Raw genomic sequence first — 17,676 nt, forward strand, 5'->3', positions numbered from 1 at the left:
CGATCACGGAGCGGTCCGATCCGTGCGGACCGCCGCTCCCTCGCCGAGGCAACCGCAGGAGTCTAGCCAGTACGACGGGCCGCGGCGAAATCCGCGGCCGGGCGCGCGTCAGGCGTGCCCGTCGAACATCGAGGTGACCGAGCCGTCCTCGAACACCTCGCGGATCGCCCGGGCGACCAGGGGCGCGATCGACAGCGTCGTCAGCTTGTCGAACTCGCGGTCCGGCGAGATCGGCAGCGTGTTGGTGACGATCACCTCGACGGCCGGACAGTTCTTCAGCCGGTCGACGGCGGGGTCGGAGAGGATCGCGTGGGTCGCGGCGATGATCACGCCCGCGGCGCCGTCGTTCATCAGCGCCTCGGCGGCCTTCACGATGGTGCCGCCGGTGTCGATCATGTCGTCGGTCAGCACGCACATCTTGCCGGCGACCTCGCCGACGACGCGGTTGGCGACCGTCTCGTTGGGCCGGTCGGTGCGGCGGGACTTGTGGATGAACGCCAGCGGCACGCCGCCGAGCTTGGCCGACCAGCGCTCGGCGACCTTGATCCGGCCGGCGTCCGGGGAGACCACGCAGAGCTGCTCGCGGCCGTAGTGCTCCTTGACGTAGTCGGTCAGGATCGGCAGCGCCATCAGGTGGTCGACCGGGCCGTCGAAGTAGCCCTGGATCTGGTCGGCGTGCAGGTCGACCGCGATCAGCCGGTCGGCGCCGGCCGTCTTGAACAGGTCGGCCATCAGCCGCGCCGAGATCGGCTCGCGGCCGCGGTGCTTCTTGTCCTGGCGCGCGTAGCCGTAGAACGGCAGCACCACGGTGATCCGCTTGGCGCTCGCCCGCTTCAGGGCGTCGACCATGATCAGGTGCTCCATGATCCACTCGTTGATCGGAGCCGTGTGGCTCTGGATCACGAAGGCGTCGCAGCCGCGGACCGACTCCTCGTAGCGGACGTAGATCTCCGAGTTCGCGAACTCGTACGCCGAGGTCGGGACCAGGTCGACGCCGAGCAGCGTCGCGACCTCCTCCGACAGCTCGGGGTGGGCCCGTCCGCTGAAGACCATCAGGTTCTTCTCGGTGGTCTTCTTCATTCCGGTCACGGTGCTGCTCCTGGGTCGCCGGAGGGAGGGAACTTCTAGGATTCTGCCCCTGCGGACCCCGGGTCCCCAACTCCGGGGTCGTCGTTGTGAGACGCGTCTCCCGCCGCCTCGGCGGCAGCCGCCTGAGGGGTACCGGAACGACGCGTCTGGGCCCAGCCGGGGATGTTGCGCTGGGGCCCGCTGCTGACCGCGAGCGCACCCGGCGGCACGTCGCGGCGTACGACGGTGCCGCCGGCCGTCGACGCGCCGTCGCCGATGTGGACCGGCGCCACGAACGTGTTGTTGGACCCGGTCCGCGCGTGCCGGCCGACGGTGGTGCGGTGCTTGGCGACGCCGTCGTAGTTGGCGAAGATCGTGCCGGCGCCGATGTTGGTGCCCTCGCCGATCTCGGCGTCCCCGACGTACGAGAGGTGCGGGACCTTGGCCCCCTCGCCGATCCGGGCGTTCTTGGTCTCGACGAAGGCGCCGATCTTGCCGTCGGCGCCCAGGTGGGTGCCGGGGCGCAGGTAGGAGAACGGCCCGACCGTGGCGCCCTGCGCGACGACCGCCAGCTCGCCGTGGGTGCGGACGACGCGGGCTCCGGCGCCGATCTCGCAGTCCTTCAGCGTGGTGTCCGGCCCGACGACGGCGTCCTCGCCGACGACGGTCGCGCCGAGGAGCTGGACGCCGGGCAGCAGGGTGACGTCCTGGGCGAGCACGACGTCGGCGTCGACCCAGGTGGTGGCCGGGTCCATGACGGTGACGCCCGCGCGCATCCAGCGGTCGAGGATCCGGCGGTTCAGCTCGGCCCCGAGCTCGGCCAGCTGCGCCCGGTCGTTGGCGCCCTCGGTCTGGCGGACGTCCTCGAGGACGTGGGCGCCGACGGTCAGGCCGGCCTCGCGGGCCAGGTGGACGACGTCGGTCAGGTAGTACTCGCCCTTGGCGTTGTCGTTGCCGATCCGCGGGAGCGCGTCGGCCAGGAAGGCCGCGTCGAGCGCGTAGATGCCGGAGTTGATCTCGCGGATCTCACGCTGGTCGGCGTCGGCGTCCTTCTCCTCCACGACCGCGACGACGTCGCCCTCGGCGTCGCGCACCACCCGGCCGTAGCCGAACGGGTCGTCCACGACACCGCTGAGGATGCTGACCGCCCGCTGGGCCGCCTCGTGCTCGGCCGCGAACTGCTGCAGGGACTCCCCCGCCAGCAGCGGGGTGTCGCCGTACGCCACGACGACGGTGCCGGACGTCGCGCCGGCGGCCGCCATCGCCACCAGCAGCGCGTGGCCGGTGCCGAGCTGGTCCTCCTGGACCGCCAGCACCACCCCGGGCAGCTGCTCCTCGACGTGCGGCCCGACCAGCTCGCGCTGGTGTCCGACCACGGCCACGACCCGGCGCGGCTCGAGCGCCTGCACGGCGGTCAGGACGTGCCCGACCATGCTCCGGCCCGCCACCTGGTGCAGGACCTTGGGGGTCTTCGACCGCATCCGGGTGCCGCCCCCGGCGGCGAGGACGACGACGGTCAGGTCAGTGGGCACGCGACTTTCCTCCAGGTTCGGCGACCGACTCACTGTAGAGGGCCCAGGTGACGGGGCCTCAGCCCGCGAGGTGCCCGTGGTCGACGACCTGGACGCTGCCGTGCACGGCGGCGGCGTCGTCGGAGGCGAGGAAGGCCACGACCGCGGCCACGCTGTCGGCGCTCATGAAGCCGCGCGCGGCCGAGATCCGCATGACCAGCTCGAAGTCGGCCCCCTCCGGCACCTCGATCGTGTGCACCTGCGGGGTGTCCATGCCGCCCGGGCAGACGCAGTTCACCCGCAGCGGCGCCTTCACGTGCTCGACCGCGAGGGCCTTGGTCAGCCCGACCACGCCGTGCTTGGCCGCGGTGTACGCCGCCGAGTACGCCTCCCCCACGACCCCGGCGACCGAGGCGACGTTGACGATGTTGCCGGCCGTCTCGAGCAGGTGCGGGATCGCGGCCTGCGAGCAGAAGAAGGCACCGCCGAGGTTCACGGCGACGTCGTGGGCCCACTGCTCCTCCGTCACCTCCGCGGTCAGCCGGAAGTCGTGGCGCCCCGCGTTGTTGACGAGGACGTCGAGCCGCCCGAACACCTCGACGGCCGCCGCCACCGCCTCCCGGCACGACGCCGGCACGGCGACGTCGAGCGGCCCGAAGGCCACCTCGCCGGGCAGCTCGGCGCAGGACGCGGCGACCTCGGCGAGCCGGGCCTGGTCACGCGCGGCGGCGTACACGCTCGCGCCGGCAGCGGCGAAGCGCCGGACGCACGCCGCGCCGAGGCCGGACGACGCCCCGGTGACGAGGACGACTCGGCCGGCGAAGCTCGCGGAGGACATGCGCGGCAACCTAGTGCGCCTCTGGCTCCCCGGGTAGGAGTCGAACCTACGTCGCTAGTCCTGATTCAAAGTCAGGCGGGCCCTGCCGGCAGACCAACCGGGGAATGCGGGGAACACGATAGGCCCGCCCAGTGGGACTGGCGTCATGCGACCTGGTTCGAGCCGCACCGGCCGTCGGCGCGGGCGGCTAGGTTGCGAGGGTGGACCTGCCCGTGATGCCGCCCGTCCAGCCGATGCTCGCCAAGTCCGTGTCCGGGATCCCCGACCCGGCGAAGCACGGCGGCCTGAGCTTCGAGCCCAAGTGGGACGGCTTCCGCTGCCTGGTCTTCCGCGACGGCGACGAGATCGAGCTGGCGTCGCGCAACACCAAGCCGCTGACCCGCTACTTCCCCGAGGTCGTCGCGGCGATGCGGGAGCAGCTGCCGGAGCGGTGCGTGCTCGACGGCGAGCTGTTCGTCGCCATCGACCGGCGGCTCGAGTTCGAGGTGCTGCAGGAGCGGATCCACCCCGCCGCGTCGCGCATCGAGATGCTCAGCGAGAAGACCCCCGCGGGCTTCGTCGCCTTCGACCTGCTCGCCCTGGGCGACACGTCGTACGCCGACCGCCCGTTCGCCGAGCGGCGGGCCGCGCTGGAGCAGGCGCTGGCGGGCCTCTCCGGACCGTGCCACCTCACCCGCACCACCACCGACCCGGCCGAGGCCGGCGAGTGGTTCACCCGCTTCGAGGGGGCCGGACTCGACGGGGTGATGGCCAAGCCGCTGGGAGCGCCGTACTCCCCGAACGGGCGGACGATGCTGAAGATCAAGCACGAGCGCACCGCCGACGTGGTGCTGGCCGGCTACCGCGAGCACAAGACCAGCACCCCCGAGCGGCCGCTGATCGGCAGCCTGCTGCTGGGGCTGCAGACCGAGGACGGCCTCCAGCACGTCGGGGTCAGCGCCAGCTTCACCGCGACCCGTCGCGCCGAGCTGTACGACGAGCTGCAGCCGCTGGTGTGCCCGATCGAGGAGCACCCGTGGGGCCACTGGCAGGAGTTCCTCACCGCCAACCCCGACCGGGTGCCCGGCACCCAGAGCCGCTGGAGCCAGGGCAAGGACCTGTCGTTCACGCCGCTGCGCCCCGAGCGGGTCCTGGAGGTGAAGTACGACCACATGGAGGGCCGCCGGTTCCGCCACACCGCCCACTTCAAGCGGTGGCGGCCCGACCGCGACGCGGGGTCGTGCCGCTACGACCAGCTGGAGGAGCCGGTCGGCTACGACCTCCGCGAGGTCCTCAGCGGGGACCCGCAGGACTAGAGTCGGAGGCATGAACGACTACGACGTGGTGCTGCTCGTGGAGCAGGCGCTCACCCAGGCCGACGCCGCCCAGGTGCGGTCCCTGCACGAGGGTCTCGACGAGCCGGTGACCTACCACGTGCTGCTGCCGCTGGAGGACGCCGCCGCCCGGATCGAGGCCGCGATGGGCTCGCTCTCGGCCGGCGAGCTGATGGCCTCCCCCGCCGTGGCGATGTCCGACGTCGACCTCGAGGCGGTGCGCCAGGAGTGCGAGGACCGCTCGACGACCGACCTGAAGGACACGCTCGCCGCGCTGACGGCCGCGGGCGCCGACGCGACCGGCCAGGTCGTCCCCGGCCCGCCGATCGAGGCGTTGGCCGCCAAGATCAAGGAGGTCGACGGCCGCGAGGCGATCATCCTGACCCGCCCGCACGTGGTGGCCGAGTTCTTCCACCTCGACTGGACCTCGCAGGCCCGCCGCAAGATCGGCGTACCCGTCCTGCACCTGCTCGAGCACGAGAACTTCGACGAGCAGGCCGGCGGCGGCGAGGGCGTCAGCGGGCTCTGACGCCCGCCGCTGTGACCGAGTCTGTTACCGAACGCTGGAGGTCGTGTGGATCTTCCGTGGAGCACGGATCCCTAGAGTTCTACCTATCAGCAAGGCCTGGACACACGAGTACGAGCTGATGAACCGGATGGTCGGAGCTTCGGGGGGAGCGCTGGCGTACCGGACCCGCAAGGGTCGAGAGTCCATGGAATTCCGGGGGGAACTTCCACGGTTCGGGGGGACCGAGTGACTTTCGCCAGGAGCAACCCGCCCGGCGCTGTCCCGAGCAGCGCCAGGCGGGCCTTCTGCATTTCGGGGGTCGTTCAGACCTCGCGCTTCGGGGACACGTAGTCGCTCGGCTCGTCCTCGATCATGTAGTTCGGGTCCGCCTCGATCGCCGCGACCGTCCGCTGCAGCCACTCCTCGTCGGAGGTCTCGATCTCGCGCTCGGCGAGCTGGTCGCGCAGGTAGCCCACCAGGTCCTCGGTCGCGCGTGCGTCCTTGGCGACGGACGTCGCGTCCACCGCGGCCTGCAGGTCGGAGTCGTAGACAGCCATGGCCGGGGAGTACCCACCCGACCCGTTCACGACTCGACGCGGTTGCCGTCCTCGTCCCAGTGCTCCGCGACCTTCTTGCTCGGCTGGACCCGCGGCGGCTCGCCCGGCATCTTGGGGTAGTCGGGCGGGAAGTTGAGCTCGACCGCCCCCTGCTCCTCCCACAGGTCCAGCAGCGGCTGGAGGGAGTACGCCGTGTCGTCGATCGCCGCCCAGGCGTCGCCGCTGTCGGCGAGCCGCTCGGGGACCGTGAACAGGTTGAGGTCCTGGGGGCCGGTCAGCTCGGCCAGCTCGGCCCAGGTCACCGGCGTCGAGACCGGCGCGCCCGGGATCGGTCGCAGCGAGTACGCCGAGGCCATCGTCCGGTCGCGGTTGTTCTGGTTGAAGTCGACGAAGATCCGCTCCCCGCGCTCCTCCTTCCACCACTCGACGGTCACCCCGTCGTCGCGCGCGGCGAGCGCGCGGCCGAAGGCGATGGCCGCGTGGCGCACGTCGACGAACTCCCAGCGCGGCTCGATCCGGACGAAGACGTGCACGCCGCGGTTGCCGGAGGTCTTCGGGTAGCCGACCATCCCCAGCTCCTCCAGCAGCTCCTTCGCGACGCCGGCCACCCGGACCGCGTCGCCGAAGCTGGTCCCGGGCTGGGGATCGAGGTCGATCCGCAGCTCGTCGGGCCGGTCGACGTCGGCTCGTCGTACCGGCCAGGGATGGAAGGTGAGCGTGCCCATGTGGGCGCACCAGACCGGTACGGCGATCTCCGTCGGGCAGATCTCCTCGGCGGTCCGGCCGGACGGGAAGGTGATGCCGACGGTCTCCAGGTAGTCGGGCGCGCCTTTCGGCACCCGCTTCTGGTAGAACGCGTCGGCGTCCTTGTCCTGGGGCCCGGTCGCCAGCTTCATGCCCGGGCGCACCCCCGACGTCCACCGCTCCAGCGCGGTCGGCCGGTCGCGCAGGGCCCGCATCAGGCCGTCCTCGACGCTCGCGAAGTACTCCGCGACCATCAGCTTGGTCACCTCGGGCGTCCGCTCGGTCGCCTCGTAGATCACCCGGTCCGGACTCGACACGCGGACGGCGCGACCGCCCGCCTCGACCTCTGCCGCCGGAGCCTTCGCCATGCCCCGACCCTAGGCCGTCGCGCCCCTCCGGTGGTCGAGCAGTGAAGGACGAAGTCCTGAGCGTGTCGAAACCCGTCCTGCCAACCGCCGACCCCGACCGAGGCTGCTTCTCGGGTGCAGGGGTTTCGACACGGTCGCTGCGCGACCTGCTCAACCACCGGCGGCACCGCCGGTACGACCGGTAGCACCGGCGGCGCCACCAGCCGGTGGTTGAGCAGCGAGGCCGCGCTAGCGGGTGAGCGTGTCGAAACCCCCGCAGCCCACCAGCGACCTCGACCACCCACGCCTCTCAAGTCACCGGGTTTCGACACGGTCGCTGCGCGACCTGCTCAACCACCGGCAGCACCGCCGGTACGACCGGTAGCACCGGCGCCGCCACCCGCCGGTGGTTGAGCAGCGAGGCCGCGCTAGCGGGTGAGCGTGTCGAAACCCCCGCAGCCCACCAGCGACCTCAACCACCGGAGTCGGCGGGCAGCAGCGAGTTGGGCTGGAAGGTGGGGCGGCGGTCGTCGTCCTCCTTGGCGGCGCGGACGAACTCGAAGCCGGCGGTGAGGACGACCTGCCAGGCCGGGTCGGCGGCCGTCGTACGACGATGGGCGTCGGCGCAGCCGGCGTGCATGGGCGGCAGGTGCAGGGCGTTGTGGGCGATCTCGTCGGGTGTGCCCAGGAACGCGACCGGCCGGCCGAGCGGCTCGGCGCAGATCCCGCAGATCCGGCTGAGCGCGCACTGGGTCACCCAACGCTTGGCGCCGACGTCGTCGACGACGGCGCTCACGACGCCCGCCGCATCCAGCCGCCCAGTTCCGTACGACGGGGCGGCCGCTCGGCGTCCGACCTCCGCTTGCGGTCGCGGGACGGGGTGGGCGGCTCGGGCTGGTCGCTCGACGTCCACGAGTTCGGCACCGAGAGCTTGATGATCGTGCGCAGCGCCTGGCCGTACTGCCGGTGCAGCGGGCCGGTCGTGTAGGGCAGGTCGTACTTGTCGCAGAGCTCGCGCACCCGCACCGAGATCTCGGCGTACCGGTTGGACGGGAGGTCGGGGAACAGGTGGTGCTCGATCTGGAAGCCGAGGTTGCCGGACAGGATGTGCAGCAGCGGGCCGCCCTGGAAGTTGGCGGCGCCGAGGACTTGGCGCAGGTACCACTCCGCGCGGGTCTCGTCCTCGATCTCCTCCTCGGTGAAGTGCATCGCACCATCGGGGAAGTGGCCGCAGAAGATGATCACGTAGGACCACAGGTTCCGGCTCAGGTTGGCCGTCGCGTTGGCGACCATGACCTGCTTCCAGCGCGGACCGGACAGCGCCGGGTAGACGACGTAGTCCTTGACGATCTGGTTGCGGCCCTTGCGGAAGATCTGCCCGAGCTGGCGCTTCATCTCCTTCGGGTCCTTCTCGCCCTTGCGGATCCGCTCGATGTCGAGGTCGTGCAACGCGACGCCCCACTGGAAGAGCGTGGCGAGTGCGGCGTTGTAGACCGGCTGGCCGAGGTTGAACGGCGACCACTTCTGCTCGCGGGCCATCCGCAGGATGCCGTAGCCGATGTCGTTGTCGTAGCCGAGCACGTTGGTGAACTGGTGGTGCACGTAGTTGTGGCTGTGCTTCCACTGCTCGGCCGGCTGGGCGGTGTCCCACTCCCAGTTCGAGGAGTGGATCTCGGGGTCGTTCATCCAGTCCCACTGGCCGTGCATGACGTTGTGGCCGATCTCCATGTTCTCGAGGATCTTGGCCAGTCCCAGCAGTACGGCGCCCGCCGCGACCGCCGGCTTCTCGGCCCGCGGCGCCCAGCGCGCGCCCCAGGTGCCCGCGAGCATCGAGACCCGGCCCGCGGCGGCCAGCCCGCGCTGCACCTTGATCATCCGGTTGATGTAGGCCGCGTCCTTCGCGCCGCGCGAGTCCTCGATCTCCGCGCGGATCGCGTCGAGCTCACGACCGATCTGCTCCACCTCCTCGTCGGTGAGGTGGGTGTACTCCTGGACGTCGCTGATCGCCATGGCGTCAGGTCTCCTTTCGTCTCACGGGGTGTCGAGACGGTCGCTGCGCGACCTCCTCCACCACCGGTGGGGCTAGATGTCGAGCGTGCAGTCGCCGACGGCGGCGGTGACGCAGGTCTGCACCTGCTCGTTGGGCTGGCCGAACTCGTCGCCGTTGCGCAGGTCGCGCACCGTGCCGGAGACGAGGGTGACCGTGCAGGTGTGGCAGATGCCCATCCGGCAGCCGTAGGGCATGCCGACACCGGCCTCCTCGCCGGCCTCCAGGACCGTGGTGGCCCCGTCGACCTCGACGCTCTTGTTGGAGTTGCGGAAGGTGAGGGTGCCGCCCTCCCCGCCCTCGCCGCCGAGCTGGAGGGAGAACCGCTCGAGGTGCAGCCGCTCCTCCAGCCCCGCTCCCTCCCAGTGCTCGGTGATCGCGTCGAGCATCGGCCCGGGCCCGCAGGCCCAGGTGTCGCGGTCGGCCCAATCGTCGCAGAACGCCTCGATCTCGCCGAGGTCGAGCATCCCGTCGGTGTCGGTGTGCAGGCGGTGCACGGTCAGCCCCTCGTGCTGCTCCTCGAGCCGGGTCAGCTCGTCGCGGAAGATCATCCGGTCGGGCGTGGGCGAGGAGTAGTGCAGGACGACGTCGGGCATCGTGCCGCGCCGGTCGAGGGTGCGCAGCATCGCCATCACCGGCGTGATCCCGCTCCCGCCGACCAGGAACAGCAGCCTCGGCGGCGGCGGGTCGGGCAGCACGAAGTCGCCCTCGGGGAGGGCCAGCCGGACGATGGTCCCCGGTTCGAGCCCCTTCACGAGGTGCGCCGAGAGCAGCCCCTCGGGCATCGCGCGCACGGTGATCGCGATAGTCCGCCCGGAGCGCTTCGGCGGTGAGCTCACGGAGTACGAGCGCCACTGGAACCTGCCGTCGACCTGGACGCCGATCCCGACGTACTGCCCGGGGCGGTGGTCGTAGCGCCACCCCCAGCCCGGCCGGATCACCAGCGTCGCGGCGTCGTCGGTCTCCGGAACGACCTTCTCGACCCGACCGCGCAGCTCGCGGCTGGTCCACAAGGGGTTGAGGAGGCGGAGGTAGTCGTCGGGGTCCAACGGCGTCGTCAGCTTGGACCCGAGGCCCCGGACGCGGTCCCACGGAACGGTGCTGGCCATCGGCTCAGTGAACACTTGTTCTCTGAATGCGTCAACGCCCCGGACGGGTGAGGCGCGCTGGTGTGCCGCCGTAGGCTGGAGGCATGGGTTATGACGTGGAGAAGACCGACGCCGAGTGGCGCGAGCAGCTCTCCCCCGACGAGTACGCCGTGCTGCGCCAGGCCGGCACCGAGCGCGCCTTCACCGGCGAGTACACCGACACCGAGACGACCGGCGTCTACCGCTGCAAGGCCTGCCAGACCAAGCTCTTCGAGTCGGACACCAAGTTCCACTCGGGCTGCGGCTGGCCGAGCTTCTACCAGCCGATCACCGACACGATCGAGTACATCGAGGACGTCTCGCACGGCATGAAGCGGGTGGAGGTCCGGTGCGCCAACTGCGGCTCCCACTTGGGCCACGTCTTCCCCGACGGCTACGGCACGCCCACCGGCGACCGCTACTGCATCAACTCGATCAGCCTGACCCTGGAGCCGGTCGAGCCGGCCTGATCCCGCCGGGGTCTCGATACGCTCGCTGGCGCTCGCGAGAGAGACCAACGAACTCCTCGACCGTAGGACCAACTCGTTGGTCGAGTAGCCCCGCGAGGAACGAGCGGGGCGTATCGAGACCTCACGCGTACCAGCCGGACGGGCTGAGCTCCGAGCCCATCCGCGGGACGTACTGGTCGAAGTAGATCCGCGAGATCAGTTCGCGGCGACTGCGGACGTCGGCCTTGTCGAAGACCGACTTCAGGTGGTCCTGGACGGTGTACGTCGAGACGTGCAGCGTCGCCGCGATCTCCTTGGTGTCGACACCCTGCAGCACCAGCTGCGTGACGTCGCGCTCGCGCTGGGTGAGGTCGAAGGCGGCGACGACCAGGGCGACGATCTCGGGCGGCCGGGCCTCCTCGATCGTGACCACCACCTCCCCCTCCCGGTCGCCGGCTCCGCTCAGCGGTGACGCGTGCACGACCAGCCACATGCCGGACTCGCCGCGCACCCGCGCCCGCGGGGGTACGACGGACTCGCCCCGGGCGTAACGGCGGGCCGCGCCCACGACCGCACCCACGACGCTGGTCGGGTCGCACGAGCCGTCGCCGACCCGCAGCCCGCGGATCCGGTCCTCGGCCCCGGCGCTCATCTGCAGGACCCGGTCGTCGGTGCCGACGATGAGCACCACCGGGCCCTGCTGGGCCGGCGGCGAGGTCGTGGCCATCCGCGCCAGCAGTCCGCCGCGGACGCCCCGGGCGAACAGCTTTGACAGGGACGCGAGATAGGCGACGTCCTCGGCCGCGAAGGCGGTGTCGTCGCTGCCGCGGAAGAGCGCCATCGCTCCCCAGGCCCGTCCGTTCTCGCGGAAGAGCAGGCGCGCCTCGTCGCCGAACCCGAAGTGCGGGACCATGAACGAGCTCATCCGGACCGAGCGCTCGATCTCGCCGTCGTGGGTGAGATGCACGCCGGCCGCGGGCCGCTCGGCCGCGGCGATCTCGTAGAACCCGGTCGGCTCGACCGCGCCGTACTCGATCAGCGCGAACTCCTGGTCGTGGCTGTCGACGTCGCGCAGGCCGCCGTACTTCCGCGCACTGGTCAGCAGGTGGGTCCCCGGGTCGTGGGTGGCCAGACAGGCGGCCTCCCACGGGACCGCACGGCGCACCGACTCGGCAGCCTCCTCCAGGAAGGTCTCCAGGTCCAGGCCGCCACGGGACAGCACCTCGACGTCCTGGCGGACGCGCTCGGCGGTCAGTCCTCGGGGCATGACAGCAGTGTCGGCGCGACCGGCCCGCCCGCACATCCCAGATTTCTGGGTGGGCTGGACCACCAGGCCCGTCGACCGGGAAGTCCCCGCCGGCACGGGATGGTCGGCGGGTCCCGGCCGGCCCGAGGCTTCTCGGCATGACGACGATCCCCCTCACCGGACCCGTGGACGACGCCGGCCGGCTGCTCCACGAGGACGACCTGGCCGCCCAGCTCGCGCTCTCGCTGGTCCGTCTCGAGGCCGCTCTCGACGAGCAGGGCCGCCGCCCGGCCGACCTGGCCGCGCTCCGCGTCCTGGCCGCCGACCCCGCCGGGGCCACCGGCGTCCTGGACGTGCTCGACGAGCGGCTCCGCACGACCGGGGCCGACCCGGCGATCACCGTCGTCGCCCGCGACCTCCCCCTCCCGGGGATGCAGGTGGCCCTCGAGGCCGTGCTCCGGGAGACCTGTGGTCCAGACCACGCATCCAGCCGCCCGCCCCGGGCGTATCTGTCACGCCTGTCCCGGCTCCTGGGCCGGAAGTCGAACGAAGGAAACCTGATGACCATCACCACCCCCTCCTCCTCCGCCGCCACCCTGCGCGGGGCCTGCGAGGTCCACCTCCCCGGCGACCCCGGGTACGACGTCGCGCGACAGGCCTGGAACCTCGCCGCCGACCAGCGTCCTGCCGCCGTCGCCATCCCCACCTCGGTCGCCGAGGTCGCCTCGGTCGTCCGGGCCGCCGCCGCGGCCGGCCTCCGGGTCGCCCCGCAGAGCACCGGCCACGGCGCCTCGGCGCTGGCCGAGCAGGACCTCTCCGAGGTCGTCGTCGTCCGTCTCTCGTCGCTGACCGGTGTGAGCATCGACGCCGCGGCGCGGACCGCGTCGGTCGTGGGCGGCACGCTGTGGCAGGACGTCGTGGCCGCGGCGGCGCCGTACGGCCTGACGGCGCTGCACGGCAGCGCCCCCGACGTCGCCGTCGCCGGCTACGCCCTCTCGGGCGGGCTCTCGTTCTACGGGCGCACGCACGGCGTCGCCGCCAACTCGGTCCGGGCGGTCGACGTCGTCACCGCGGACGGCGCGCTCGTGCACGCCGACGCCACGGAGCACGCCGACCTCTACTGGGCCGTCCGCGGCGGGGGCGGCAACCTCGGCGTGGTGGTCGGGCTCGAGCTCGACCTGCTCCCCTACGCCGACGTGTACGCCGGCATGCTGCTCTGGGACCGCGAGCGGGCTCCCGAGGTGGTCCGCGCCTGGGCCGCCTGGTCCCGCGAGGCGCCGGAGTCGGCCACGACCAGCCTGCGGGTGATGAGCTTCCCTCCGCTGCCGGAGCTGCCGCCGTTCCTCAGCGGCCGCGACCTGGTCATCGTCGACGGCGCGGTGCTGGAGGACGACGACCGGGCCGCCGAGGTGCTGGCGCCGCTGCGCGCGCTCGCGCCCGAGATGGACACCTTCGGCCGGATCCCGTCGTCGGCGCTCCTGCAGGTCCACCTGGATCCCCCCGCCCCGACCCCCGCGGTCTCCGACCACCGCGTGCTCGGGGAGCTGACCGACGCCGCGGTCGACGCCTTCCTCGGCCAGGTCGGACCAGGGACGGCCAGCGGGCTGATGTTCGCCGAGCTGCGGCACCTCGGTGGCGCCTTCGCGCGACCGGTCGCGGGCGGCGGTGCGGTGTCGCACGTGCCCGGTGAGTACGCCCTGTTCTGCGTCGCGGTCGCCCCGTTCCCCGAGGCCGCGGTCGCCGGCCGGGCCGCCGCCCGCGGCGTGGTCGCGGCGATGGCGCCCTGGTCGACGGCCAGCCTGGTGCCGACCTTCGCCGAGAGCCGGGTCGACACGAGCGCGTTCTACGACGGCGAGGACTGGGTGCGTCTCGCGCAGCTGCGCGAGCAGCTCGACCCGACCGGCGTGATGGTCGCCAACCACCCGGTCTGAACCCCTGACCGGCCGGGCCCGGCTGTCCCCCCCCTTCCGGGACCCGGTCAGGCGTCGACGAGGAGTGCGGTGACCAGCACGACACCCGCGCCGTACTCCTCGTCGGCCCACTCCTGGAGTGAGCCGTCGTCGTACATCACCTCGACGGTGACCTGCCCCTCGCCCACGTAGGCGCCCTGGGCGCCGGGCAGCTGCTCCACCTCGGTGCGGATGCCCTCCAGCTCCCCCGCGGAGTAGTCCTGCTCGGGGGTCGGGGTCGCGCTCGGCTCCAGCGGGGCCGGGTCGTAGAGCGGGCCGGGGACGGCGTCGGTGACCTCGAAGGCCGTGCCGTCCCAGCTGCCGGTGACGGAGTAGGTCCCCCAGCGGGTGCCGTCCTGCTCCTCGAACATCTCCTGCCCGTGCGTCGTCCAGTCCCAGTTGGTGATCGCGGGGCCGCCGCACTGCGGCGGGTACGACTCCGCCACCGGGCCGAGGCACAGCTCCGGCGTCCCGGTGTCCATCACCGTCGCCAGGTTGGCGGTGCGGACCGCACCGGCCGGCAGCGGAGCCTCGGACGGGACGGCGGACGCGTCGCTCGTCGAGCCACCGGAGGCGCCCGGGTCGGCGACGGTGTCGTCCCCGTCGGAGCCGCAGGCAGTCAGTCCGGTCAGGGTCAGCAGCAGGGCGGCCAGGGCCACGAAGATCCTCATGCGCCTCGGACGGGCTCCGGCGATGGAAGGTTCCGTGGAAACGGTGCTGGTCCCCTGGTCTCGACACGCACCTTCTGACTTCGCAAGCTCAGTCAGAGCGCTCGCTCGACCACCGACGACGGGTCCGCTGGCGCGTCCCCGTCAGGGCAGCAGGTGGACCAGGTCGGCGATGGGGGTGAGGGCGCCGGTGTAGAACGGCACCTCCTCGCGGACGTGCCGGCGGGCCTCGGAGCCGCGCAGGTGCCGCATCAGGTCGACGATGCGGTAGAGCTCGTCGGCCTCGAAGGCCAGGATCCACTCGTAGTCGCCGAGCGAGAAGCTGGCCACGGTGTTGGCGCGGACGTCGGCGTAGTCGCGGGCCATCTTGCCGTGGTCGGCGAGCATCCGGCGGCGGTCGGCGTCCTCAAGGAGGTACCACTCGTAGGAACGGACGAACGGGTAGACGCTGACGTGCCGCTTCGGCTCCTCGTCGCTGAGGAAGGCCGGGACGTGGCTCTTGTTGAACTCCGCCGGCCGGTGCAGCGCCATCTGGGACCAGACGGGCGCGAGCCGGCGGCCGAACGCCGTACGACGGAACCGGTGGTAGGCCGCCTGCAGCTCCTCCGAGGTCGTCGCGTGCACCCAGATCATCACATCGGCGTCGGCGCGCAGGCCGCTCACGTCGTAGGTGCCGCGGACGACGACGTCGGCCTCGGCGAGCTCGGCGTACAGCTTCTCGACCTCGGCGGCCTCGGCGGCCCGGTCGGCGTCCTCCCCCAGCACGGAGTCGAGCCGGAAGACCGACCACATCGTGTAGCGGATGGAGGCGTTGATCTCCTTGACCCGGGCGGCGTTCGACGTCATGGCCCCATTCTGCCCCGCCCCTCCCGCCCGACCGGAGCGGGCACGGATGATCGGGACGTAGGTCCCGCGGATCGGTGACGCTGGTCCGGACAGAGAGGAGGCGGCCGTGATCGCCGAGCTGAACCGGGTCGTCGCGGTGGTCGAGGAGCACCTCACGACGGACACCGGCGACCTGGACGTCGCCGTGCTCGCCCGGGACCTCGCGACCACCGAGCACCACCTGCGCCGGATGTTCTCGGCCCTGGCCGGGATGCCGCTGTCGGAGTACGTCCGCCGGCGCCGGATGACGGTCGCCGCGGGCGCCGTCGTGGCCGGGAGCGAGGACCTGCTGACGATCGCGGTGCGGCACGGGTACGGCTCGACCGAGGCGTTCGGCCGGGCGTTCCGCTCGGTGCACGGCGCCGGTCCGTCCGACGTACGACGTGACGGCGGGCCCCTCCGCACACAACCACGGCTCGGGTTCGCCCTGAGCGTCGAAGGGAGCACCCCCATGGACACCCGCATCGTCGAGTCCGACGCGTTCCGGCTGGTCGGCCGGGCCGCGCGCGTGCCGCTGGTCCACGCCGGCGTCAACCCCGCCATCCAGGCGTTCGTCGGCAGCATCACGGCCGAGGAGCACGTCCGACTGCAGGAGCTGTCCGACCGCGAGCCCGCGGGGTTGCTGGCGGTCAGCGACGACCTCGACCCGGACCGGACCGAGGGGTCGCAGCTGACCTACCTGCACGGTGTCGCCCGCGACGGCGAGGTCCCGGACGACCTCGACGCGATCGAGGTCGCCGCCGGGACCTGGGCGGTCTTCCGGACCAGCGGGCCCTACCCCGCGGCGCTGCAGGAGACCTGGGCCGCGACCGCGACCAGCTGGTTCCCGTCGAACCCCTGGCGGCTGCGTCCCGGGCCGGAGGTGGTGGCGGTGCTGGAGCGCGCCGACGACTTCAGCACCGCCACGACCGAGCTGTGGCTGCCCGTGGAGTCCGCTCAGCGCACGCGGACCGTGTAGCCCTTCGCCGCGGACGCGTGCGTCGCGGAGCCGGCGTACGTCACGGCGACCTTCCACTTCCCCTTCGCCAGCTTCGGGAGGCGGACCGTCGCCCGGCCGCGCGCCAGCGTGGCCCTGACCGTCTTGCGGGCCTTCCCGGACACGAGCTTCAGCGTGACCCGGCCGCTCGCGGCGGCGGGCGTCGCCGACGCGACGGTGACCAGCAGCTGGCCGCGCTTGCGGCGGGTCGGCTTGGTGGTGACCTTCAGCCGGGGCTTGGCGACGCCCGCCTTGGCGACGGTCAGCGCGCCGGCCGACGAGGTGGCGAGCAGCCGATCGTCGCCGGCGTACGACGCCGTCAGCGCGTAGCGGCCCGGGCGCAGGGTGGCGGGCAGCGCGAAGGTCGCGCGACCACCCGCGACCGGCGCGGTCAGGGCACCGCCCACTCCGGTCAGGGCGACGGTGCCGGTCGCGGTCGCGGGCGTGACCGCGACGGTGACGCGGCTCGCGCGGCCGTACGCCGTGGCCGGGGCCGAGACGCCGAGCGTCGACGCGGCCCGCGGCGCCTCCTCGTGGGGGCCCGGGGTGGTGTCGACGGTCAGCGGGAGCGCCAGCTTGTTCTTGTCGACCGACCCCCCGGAGGAGTACCAGTACGCGCCCTGGCCGGTCAGCTGCTGGAAGTTCGCGAAGCTGGTCGGGAACGAGCCCCACCAGTCACCGGTGCGGACCTGCTGGACGCCCTGGGCGGGCGCGTCGTACACGACCTCGCGGTAGGCCGGCGTGGCGACCAGGCCCTCGGCCGTCACGTCGACGCCGGACAGCGTGGCCAGGGTGACCTGGGTGTCGGGCAGCTGGACCCACTGCGACATGTCGTCCATGTCGGTGCCGTAGCCGCCCAGCGTCGCGGTCACCGTGCCGACGCCGTCCTCGACGGTCAGGGTCGGGTCGCTGACGTAGAAGAACGTGTAGCCGGAGTAGTAGACGACCGTGAAGTCGCCGTCCCAGCTGATGTCGGCGGAGTCCGCCTCGGCGTCGAGCGTGCCCGTGCCGTTGTCGATCACGACCTGGTGCTCGGAGAACTTGGTGCTGCTCGAGTACGGCGCAAGGCTCACGCCGTCCTTGTCGGTCTTCGTCCCGGCCCAGGTCGCCGGGGCGTAGCCGCCGTCGGCCCGCAGCTTCTCGATGTGGACGTTGCCCAGCCGGGGCTTCCAGCCGGCGGCCTGGCCGCCCGCCCAGGTGGTGCCCTCGTTGGCGTTCGACAGCAGCTGGGAGGACCCGGGGTTCCCGAGCTTGCCGGCCGAGAACAGGTTGAACGTGCCCGGGGCCGCGCCGCGGTTGTTGGACTCGTGGTTGAAGCCCCACCGGAACTGCACGCCTGAGACGGAGACCTCCGCCGCCTGGGCCGGTGTGGCGGTGACGGACAGGGCGGCGGTGGCGGCCACCAGCGCGGTGAGCGCGGCGGCCGTACGGGTGGGACGCATG

The 17,676-nt window shown here is 72.2% G+C and carries 17 protein-coding genes and 1 tRNA gene; 5 read left to right on the top strand and 13 right to left on the bottom strand.

Translation table 11 applies throughout. The features are described from left to right. Positions 1-108: 108 nt before the first annotated feature. From BLT76_RS16710 to BLT76_RS16725, 4 genes are all read right to left on the bottom strand, one after another. A complete protein-coding gene (locus BLT76_RS16710) occupies positions 109-1,080 on the bottom strand; it encodes a ribose-phosphate diphosphokinase (RefSeq protein WP_090858654.1) in 972 nt (323 codons plus the stop codon). 44 nt (positions 1,081-1,124) lie between these two features. Then, positions 1,125-2,600, bottom strand: a complete 1,476-nt coding sequence (gene glmU, locus BLT76_RS16715) for a bifunctional UDP-N-acetylglucosamine diphosphorylase/glucosamine-1-phosphate N-acetyltransferase GlmU (RefSeq protein ID WP_090858655.1) — start codon at positions 2,598-2,600, stop codon at positions 1,125-1,127. A 58-nt stretch (positions 2,601-2,658) separates the two neighbouring features. Further along, complete coding sequence (locus BLT76_RS16720) at positions 2,659-3,417, bottom strand: SDR family NAD(P)-dependent oxidoreductase (RefSeq protein ID WP_090858658.1); 759 nt, start codon at positions 3,415-3,417, stop codon at positions 2,659-2,661. A 22-nt stretch (positions 3,418-3,439) separates the two neighbouring features. After that, a tRNA-Gln gene (locus tag BLT76_RS16725) sits at positions 3,440-3,521 on the bottom strand. A 96-nt stretch (positions 3,522-3,617) separates the two neighbouring features. Between BLT76_RS16725 and BLT76_RS16730 the strand changes: the two genes are divergently transcribed. Continuing rightward, positions 3,618-4,712: an ATP-dependent DNA ligase gene (locus BLT76_RS16730; RefSeq protein WP_090858661.1), complete on the top strand. Its 1,095-nt coding sequence runs from the start codon at positions 3,618-3,620 to the stop codon at positions 4,710-4,712. 10 nt (positions 4,713-4,722) lie between these two features. Next, on the top strand, positions 4,723-5,259 hold the full coding sequence (locus BLT76_RS16735) for a hypothetical protein (RefSeq protein ID WP_090858665.1): 537 nt from the start codon (positions 4,723-4,725) through the stop codon (positions 5,257-5,259). Positions 5,260-5,561: 302 nt separating this feature from the next. Here the strand turns inward: BLT76_RS16735 and BLT76_RS16740 are convergent, their stop codons facing one another. From BLT76_RS16740 to BLT76_RS16760, 5 genes are all read right to left on the bottom strand, one after another. After that, positions 5,562-5,795: a hypothetical protein gene (locus tag BLT76_RS16740; protein ID WP_139175617.1), complete on the bottom strand. Its 234-nt coding sequence runs from the start codon at positions 5,793-5,795 to the stop codon at positions 5,562-5,564. A 26-nt stretch (positions 5,796-5,821) separates the two neighbouring features. Beyond that, positions 5,822-6,907, bottom strand: coding sequence for a DNA polymerase domain-containing protein (locus tag BLT76_RS16745; RefSeq protein WP_090858670.1), 1,086 nt, complete (start codon positions 6,905-6,907; stop codon positions 5,822-5,824). Positions 6,908-7,358: 451 nt separating this feature from the next. Next, complete coding sequence (locus BLT76_RS16750) at positions 7,359-7,682, bottom strand: hypothetical protein (protein ID WP_090858673.1); 324 nt, start codon at positions 7,680-7,682, stop codon at positions 7,359-7,361. Continuing rightward, positions 7,679-8,896 carry a fatty acid desaturase family protein gene (locus BLT76_RS16755; protein WP_090858676.1) on the bottom strand — a complete coding sequence of 406 codons (1,218 nt, stop codon included), beginning with the start codon at positions 8,894-8,896 and terminating at the stop codon, positions 7,679-7,681. The genes BLT76_RS16750 and BLT76_RS16755 overlap by 4 nt, the downstream gene beginning before the upstream one ends. Before the next feature lie 72 nt (positions 8,897-8,968). Then, on the bottom strand, positions 8,969-10,042 hold the full coding sequence (locus BLT76_RS16760) for a ferredoxin reductase (RefSeq protein ID WP_090858678.1): 1,074 nt from the start codon (positions 10,040-10,042) through the stop codon (positions 8,969-8,971). A gap of 83 nt (positions 10,043-10,125) precedes the next feature. Between BLT76_RS16760 and msrB the strand changes: the two genes are divergently transcribed. Continuing rightward, the gene (msrB, locus tag BLT76_RS16765; protein ID WP_090858681.1) at positions 10,126-10,530 is read left to right on the top strand and encodes a peptide-methionine (R)-S-oxide reductase MsrB; all 405 of its coding nucleotides are present in this window, start codon (positions 10,126-10,128) and stop codon (positions 10,528-10,530) included. 121 nt (positions 10,531-10,651) lie between these two features. Here msrB and BLT76_RS16770 read toward each other — a convergent pair whose 3' ends face one another. Continuing rightward, complete coding sequence (locus tag BLT76_RS16770; protein WP_090858683.1) at positions 10,652-11,776, bottom strand: response regulator transcription factor; 1,125 nt, start codon at positions 11,774-11,776, stop codon at positions 10,652-10,654. 137 nt (positions 11,777-11,913) lie between these two features. Between BLT76_RS16770 and BLT76_RS16775 the strand changes: the two genes are divergently transcribed. Continuing rightward, complete coding sequence (locus tag BLT76_RS16775) at positions 11,914-13,686, top strand: FAD-binding protein (protein WP_211753019.1); 1,773 nt, start codon at positions 11,914-11,916, stop codon at positions 13,684-13,686. Between the two features lie 47 nt (positions 13,687-13,733). On the opposite strand, the gene BLT76_RS16780 is transcribed toward BLT76_RS16775, so the two are convergent. Beyond that, positions 13,734-14,375, bottom strand: coding sequence for a hypothetical protein (locus BLT76_RS16780; protein ID WP_139175619.1), 642 nt, complete (start codon positions 14,373-14,375; stop codon positions 13,734-13,736). Between the two features lie 141 nt (positions 14,376-14,516). After that, a complete protein-coding gene (gene hemQ / locus BLT76_RS16785; protein WP_090858689.1) occupies positions 14,517-15,218 on the bottom strand; it encodes a hydrogen peroxide-dependent heme synthase in 702 nt (233 codons plus the stop codon). Between the two features lie 106 nt (positions 15,219-15,324). Between hemQ and BLT76_RS16790 the strand changes: the two genes are divergently transcribed. Next, on the top strand, positions 15,325-16,215 hold the full coding sequence (locus BLT76_RS16790; protein ID WP_090858692.1) for an AraC family transcriptional regulator: 891 nt from the start codon (positions 15,325-15,327) through the stop codon (positions 16,213-16,215). Here BLT76_RS16790 and BLT76_RS16795 read toward each other — a convergent pair. Then, on the bottom strand, positions 16,194-17,675 hold the full coding sequence (locus BLT76_RS16795; protein WP_090858695.1) for an Ig-like domain-containing protein: 1,482 nt from the start codon (positions 17,673-17,675) through the stop codon (positions 16,194-16,196). The two genes, BLT76_RS16790 and BLT76_RS16795, sit on opposite strands and share 22 nt — an antisense overlap. Position 17,676: the final 1 nt, after the last annotated feature.

It is taken from the genome of Nocardioides lianchengensis (genome assembly GCF_900101465.1).
In the GTDB taxonomy this organism is placed as follows: Bacteria; Actinomycetota; Actinomycetes; order Propionibacteriales; family Nocardioidaceae; genus Nocardioides; species Nocardioides lianchengensis.

Excerpts from the sequence above, each read along its gene's own strand:
- BLT76_RS16710 (WP_090858654.1), bottom strand. The coding sequence starts at position 1,080 with ATGAAGAAGACCACCGAGAAGAACCTGATGGTCTTCAGCGGACGGGCC.
- BLT76_RS16720 (WP_090858658.1), bottom strand. The coding sequence starts at position 3,417 with ATGTCCTCCGCGAGCTTCGCCGGCCGAGTCGTCCTCGTCACCGGGGCG.
- BLT76_RS16735 (WP_090858665.1), top strand. The coding sequence starts at position 4,723 with ATGAACGACTACGACGTGGTGCTGCTCGTGGAGCAGGCGCTCACCCAG.
- BLT76_RS16740 (WP_139175617.1), bottom strand. The coding sequence starts at position 5,795 with ATGGCTGTCTACGACTCCGACCTGCAGGCCGCGGTGGACGCGACGTCC.
- BLT76_RS16745 (WP_090858670.1), bottom strand. The coding sequence starts at position 6,907 with ATGGCGAAGGCTCCGGCGGCAGAGGTCGAGGCGGGCGGTCGCGCCGTC.
- BLT76_RS16755 (WP_090858676.1), bottom strand. The coding sequence starts at position 8,896 with ATGGCGATCAGCGACGTCCAGGAGTACACCCACCTCACCGACGAGGAG.
- BLT76_RS16760 (WP_090858678.1), bottom strand. The coding sequence starts at position 10,042 with ATGGCCAGCACCGTTCCGTGGGACCGCGTCCGGGGCCTCGGGTCCAAG.
- msrB (WP_090858681.1), top strand. The coding sequence starts at position 10,126 with ATGGGTTATGACGTGGAGAAGACCGACGCCGAGTGGCGCGAGCAGCTC.
- BLT76_RS16770 (WP_090858683.1), bottom strand. The coding sequence starts at position 11,776 with ATGCCCCGAGGACTGACCGCCGAGCGCGTCCGCCAGGACGTCGAGGTG.
- BLT76_RS16775 (WP_211753019.1), top strand. The coding sequence starts at position 11,914 with ATGACGACGATCCCCCTCACCGGACCCGTGGACGACGCCGGCCGGCTG.
- BLT76_RS16780 (WP_139175619.1), bottom strand. The coding sequence starts at position 14,375 with ATGAGGATCTTCGTGGCCCTGGCCGCCCTGCTGCTGACCCTGACCGGA.
- hemQ (WP_090858689.1), bottom strand. The coding sequence starts at position 15,218 with ATGACGTCGAACGCCGCCCGGGTCAAGGAGATCAACGCCTCCATCCGC.
- BLT76_RS16795 (WP_090858695.1), bottom strand. The coding sequence starts at position 17,675 with ATGCGTCCCACCCGTACGGCCGCCGCGCTCACCGCGCTGGTGGCCGCC.